Source organism: Bacillus cereus group sp. BceL291, assembly GCF_051776705.1.
Lineage (GTDB): Bacteria > Bacillota > Bacilli > Bacillales > Bacillaceae_G > Bacillus_A > Bacillus_A cereus.
Genome location: NZ_JBPWAP010000168.1, coordinates 1 through 4309, shown reverse-complemented (window position 1 = coordinate 4309; position 4309 = coordinate 1). Strand labels below are relative to the sequence as shown.

The following is a 4309-nucleotide window of genomic DNA, read 5'->3' as shown; positions in this document are numbered from 1 at the left end:
ACTTAACTTTTGTTTAGTGCTCGCTTAATTTGTTTTTAAGTATTTACTTTACTTATTATTTAGTATAAAATTTAAAATGTTAAGTGGATACTAAAATGAAAATTTAGTAAGAGGAGATTTACATTATGCCAAAATATGATAAAAATTTAGAATACCATGCAGATACACAAACACTAATAGGGGAAAGAAAGAGAGAATTAATAGATACACAAACAGGAGAAGTAATTCATGTAGACCAAATTACAAAAAGAGCCTATGGCGCTAAAAATTTTTGGAAAATGTATTTAATGGATTTCTTAACAGTTCTAGGGATCATAGATAATAAACAATTAGATATTTTTATTTACATAGCAGAAAATACAAATCAATCTAATAACTTGTTTATAGGAACGTACAAACAAATCTCAAAAGATGTAGGAGTTTCCGAGCCTACCATTGCAAAATTAATGAAAAAGCTTCAAGAAAATAACTTTATCAAGAAAAAGCAAAACGGCGTTTATCTTGTAAACCCTAATATCATGATGAAAGGCAATGATACAAAGCGCCAAATCCTCTTGAATTATTACGAAGAGGACAAACCTTTAAACTCTGTTGAAATCTTGAGGGGAAAACAAAAAGCATTACCAGAACAAAATTGTTCTTCAGAACCTCAATTACTCGAAATAAAAGAACATGAAGAATAGGAGTAGTACCATGAAGAAGTATATCGCTGAATTAAATTTTGAATACGAAGATGGTGATTTTCAAATCCCTTTAACCGCTATTCAATTACAAGCTATTTTTAAAGTTTTAGGCATGAAAATAGATACAGAGGAACAAAGTGTATCAGCCTATGGAGAAAATATGATAGCGAGATTTATGAGTGAGGAGTATCAAGAAAATCCGTTTCACTACAAACTTTCTAATAACCCTAAAATTATTGATGAACGCAAAAAATAAATAAAAAATGTTCCCTGCATACTGAAATACAGAGAACACCATGCTAAATAAGTTCCTAGGCCTATTTGCATGTCTCCAGTATGCAGGAACGTTTTATATAAATCAAACTAAATTACTGGAGGCTTTATTTATGAATTTAAAAAAGTATATTAACAACAAATTTATGGTTTACTGCTTTGAAATTGGATTTGAATCTGCTATTGCTAGGGTTCAACAGGAATTACAAGAAATAAATCTTAACCACTTTATCTACCAAGATTTATTTTTACGTGACCCAGAAAGTATTGCAAAGAAAACGGAAGAAGTAACAAATACATATCATGCCTTACTCAATAGAAATACTGAACAGTGGTTTTTCATATATAGAGCTAAAACATTAGATTTTCATAGTGCAAAAAAACTCTTTAAACAACTTGAAGAATTAAAATTACAATCGCAACATTAACATACAAAAGGTGCTGATCCACTACATGGATAGCACCTTTTTGTTATACCAATTCAGCATGTCTGCGTTTCGGAATTTGCTCCCATGCTATTTTTGTTTTTATATACTGTCCGTTTATAAAATCCACTTTGTAAGGTTCACCATCAAATAACATGATGTTATCTGTATCCGAAATCATAGGTAATACTGATTTTTTGGGTTCAACGCTCTCTTTCTTGAGAACGGCGTCGCCATTCTTCATAACGTTTTTTACGTTTTTGCTCTTCTCTAACACCTCTACCCGCTGCAAGACCGATTCCATCCATGATTGTTGATTTTTCATCAAGTCTAGAGTTTGGCTCACTAACTCGACTACTATCGTGTTTTGCTCCGTTGATTTTCTCTCTAGTTCGCTCAACTTCGCTAGTAAATCGTGTTTCAGCATCTCTATTTGACGTATCTCTTTTTTGTTCTGTATTTCGTCTTTCAAACTCATCCTCTACACCTTCTTTCGTGTACAACTCCCCTAATTTCTTTCCACGTACTTTTTTATTTTCGTTCATATGCGTATATGTAATGGTTTTTCCTCGAACCAACACACCTACTCCATGTTCTTCTAAGTGCTCGGAAAACTCCTGAAAATTACTTGTTTGTTGCTTTGCCAAATCAACTACTTCTCTTACTTCATCTTTCCAGCTTCGCTCATTTTTCTCTAATAATGAACGTTCTGCCAATGTATAACGAACCTCTGCTTTTTGGCTAGCCACTGAAAGCCCATTTTCTTTACAAATTCTATCATTTTCGGATTTTACTAATTTTATTTGGCTAGCATTACTTTGATATTTCCTACCCGTTTCCATATGTACAGAATTAATCACAATGTGATTATGAATGTGTTCCGTATCATTATGCGTGTAAATAGCAACTTGATGTCCTTGTGCAATCGATTCAGCAAGTTGTCGCCCTAGATCGTTAGCTTGTTCCGTTGTCACTTCCCCTGGTTTAAAGGATTGAATAATAGTATGTGCCTGCACACCTGTATCCTTTCCATGTACCATCCTAACGGCTTTCATTTGCGACTTTGCAAACTCAGGCATACAATTGACACCACTTTGTACAACCGCTCGTTTCTCGGCATAATTAATCACCTTAGAACAACTCTTCGAATTCCCTAATTTAGTTGTTGCCATAAGGATGCCAACTCTCTTTCTACTTCTTTCAAATTCTTTTCAATCAAACCGTCCATCTGATTTCCACCAAATCGACCGGACTGTCTCATATTGCAATACTTTGCGATTTGGTTCACGTTGTTTCCAATTCGATTCAATTCCGTAATAATCTGCAAACTGCTTTCTTTATCAAATTTTGGTTTCATCATACGAGCATTTTGCACCTTCATTTTTGCGAAAGCCGTCACACTCATACTTAAATTGTCAGCTGACGCCTTCAATTTTTCGTAATCCTGCTCATTCACTCGAAAGCTAATTTGTATACTATCTCTTCTTCTTGGCTCTTTCTTTTTCGCCAAAGAATTGCTAGATACTGCATTACGCTCCTCGCTCATTTTCAACCCCTCCAGTCCCGTATTTGAGGGTTGATATTTTGCCCTTGGCTCTCTATCAACCGCTATGACTTCGATATGTTTATATCTCTAGCATAGCGCAACCTCAAACACTTGGCAAGCGACGTATTTGCTAGCCACTTCACTTCGTTCAGTGTCTGCAAATACCACTTGTTGGGGGACGTTTCACTTTCCCCCAATCCCCCTTTTAAAAACAAAAAACGTGGTCTAGCTGTTCCTCAATGAACGCTATTTATTCCACGTTTTCTTGACCACGAGCCTCTAAACCCTCAAACTCCCGAAGGCAATCCCACCGGTCATAAACCGCCCGCTGGGACCACCTCCAGTAGTTTGCATGAGGGTTCCCCTCATAGTAAAGAAACTTTCGCGGCATAATCGCTCTGTTTCTCTATACAAAAAAGAGTCTGGATCCAGACTCTTTTCCTTGCCTACTACGGTAAGGCTATACCAATTTAATTCGCGCTCACTAAGGTAGAGCTACTCCAAGTTTCGGTTTTTTATTTAGCCGAGCGTACTCCGAAAAACTGCTCCTATCTTATTAATCATTCTAACACAAATCCTGAAAAAATAACGAAGTATAGTATACCTAGAAGTATATTATACTTCTCTTTCATCTTCGCACTTGCGCCGCAAGGGAATGGCAACTGCTTTGCTCATTTCTTTTCTGTCATTTTGTACCAAGCCTTTACAAGATTCCCTATATTCTTTCTCCTGTTTAGGGAATCTTGGCGAAGACAACAGACTTCTCACCCCTCAGAAAGCCCTCTGAGCGTTTTTAACTTGTCCGCATACAAAAATACTTGGTGATCAAAACAAACGTCTTAAAAAGATTGTATAAGCCTTTAAAGAAGGTTATCCTCCCTTGTTTTTGGGTGTGAGGAAGTGGCTGGGGTGAAGCGAAGCGAGGGGCTAGCCCCTTTTAGTGTCATCAAAACATGAAGTAAGAGTTTATTCGTGAACAGTAGAATTAGGCGGTTCGGCAGGTACAATTGCTAATCCAAGTCGTGCTACCTAATTCCTCGTTTTTGGTATGTTCGGCTTGGCGACATGCCCACACCTGCCGAATTTCGGAATGCAGTGGAGGAAAGGTGGAGATTTTTTGAATGTTTTTTTTCAAAAAATACTACCTGACCATTGCATGGAGAAAAGCTCTTTTGATTATAGAAGAGAGTAAATCAAAGGTAAAAGTGGAATAAACCTATATATATCAAGGGTTTATAGAGTTTTGAGCACTTAACTTTTGTTTAGTCTTTACTTAACTTTTGTTTAGTGCTCGCTTAATTTGTTTTTAAGTATTTACTTTACTTATTATTTAGTATAAAATTTAAAATGTTAAGTGGATACTAAAATGAAAATTTAGTAAG

5 protein-coding genes are annotated in these 4309 nt (G+C 36.0%); 3 read left to right on the top strand and 2 right to left on the bottom strand.

The window, feature by feature from the left end; all coding sequences use genetic code 11:
• Positions 1-125: 125 nt before the first annotated feature.
• From ACS2CR_RS33625 to ACS2CR_RS33615, 3 genes are all read left to right on the top strand, one after another.
• Positions 126-683, top strand: a complete 558-nt coding sequence (locus ACS2CR_RS33625; protein ID WP_001127312.1) for a replication/maintenance protein RepL — start codon at positions 126-128, stop codon at positions 681-683.
• Between the two features lie 10 nt (positions 684-693).
• Entirely contained in the window at positions 694-939 is a 246-nt protein-coding gene (locus ACS2CR_RS33620) for a hypothetical protein (RefSeq protein ID WP_000759847.1), read from the top strand.
• A 130-nt stretch (positions 940-1069) separates the two neighbouring features.
• The gene (locus ACS2CR_RS33615; protein ID WP_001049714.1) at positions 1070-1384 is read left to right on the top strand and encodes a hypothetical protein; all 315 of its coding nucleotides are present in this window, start codon (positions 1070-1072) and stop codon (positions 1382-1384) included.
• A gap of 200 nt (positions 1385-1584) precedes the next feature.
• On the opposite strand, the gene ACS2CR_RS33610 is transcribed toward ACS2CR_RS33615, so the two are convergent.
• Positions 1585-2553, bottom strand: a complete 969-nt coding sequence (locus tag ACS2CR_RS33610; protein ID WP_074643831.1) for a relaxase/mobilization nuclease domain-containing protein — start codon at positions 2551-2553, stop codon at positions 1585-1587.
• A complete protein-coding gene (locus ACS2CR_RS33605) occupies positions 2535-2927 on the bottom strand; it encodes a MobC family plasmid mobilization relaxosome protein (RefSeq protein ID WP_001288267.1) in 393 nt (130 codons plus the stop codon). The genes ACS2CR_RS33610 and ACS2CR_RS33605 overlap by 19 nt, the downstream gene beginning before the upstream one ends.
• Positions 2928-4309: the final 1382 nt, after the last annotated feature.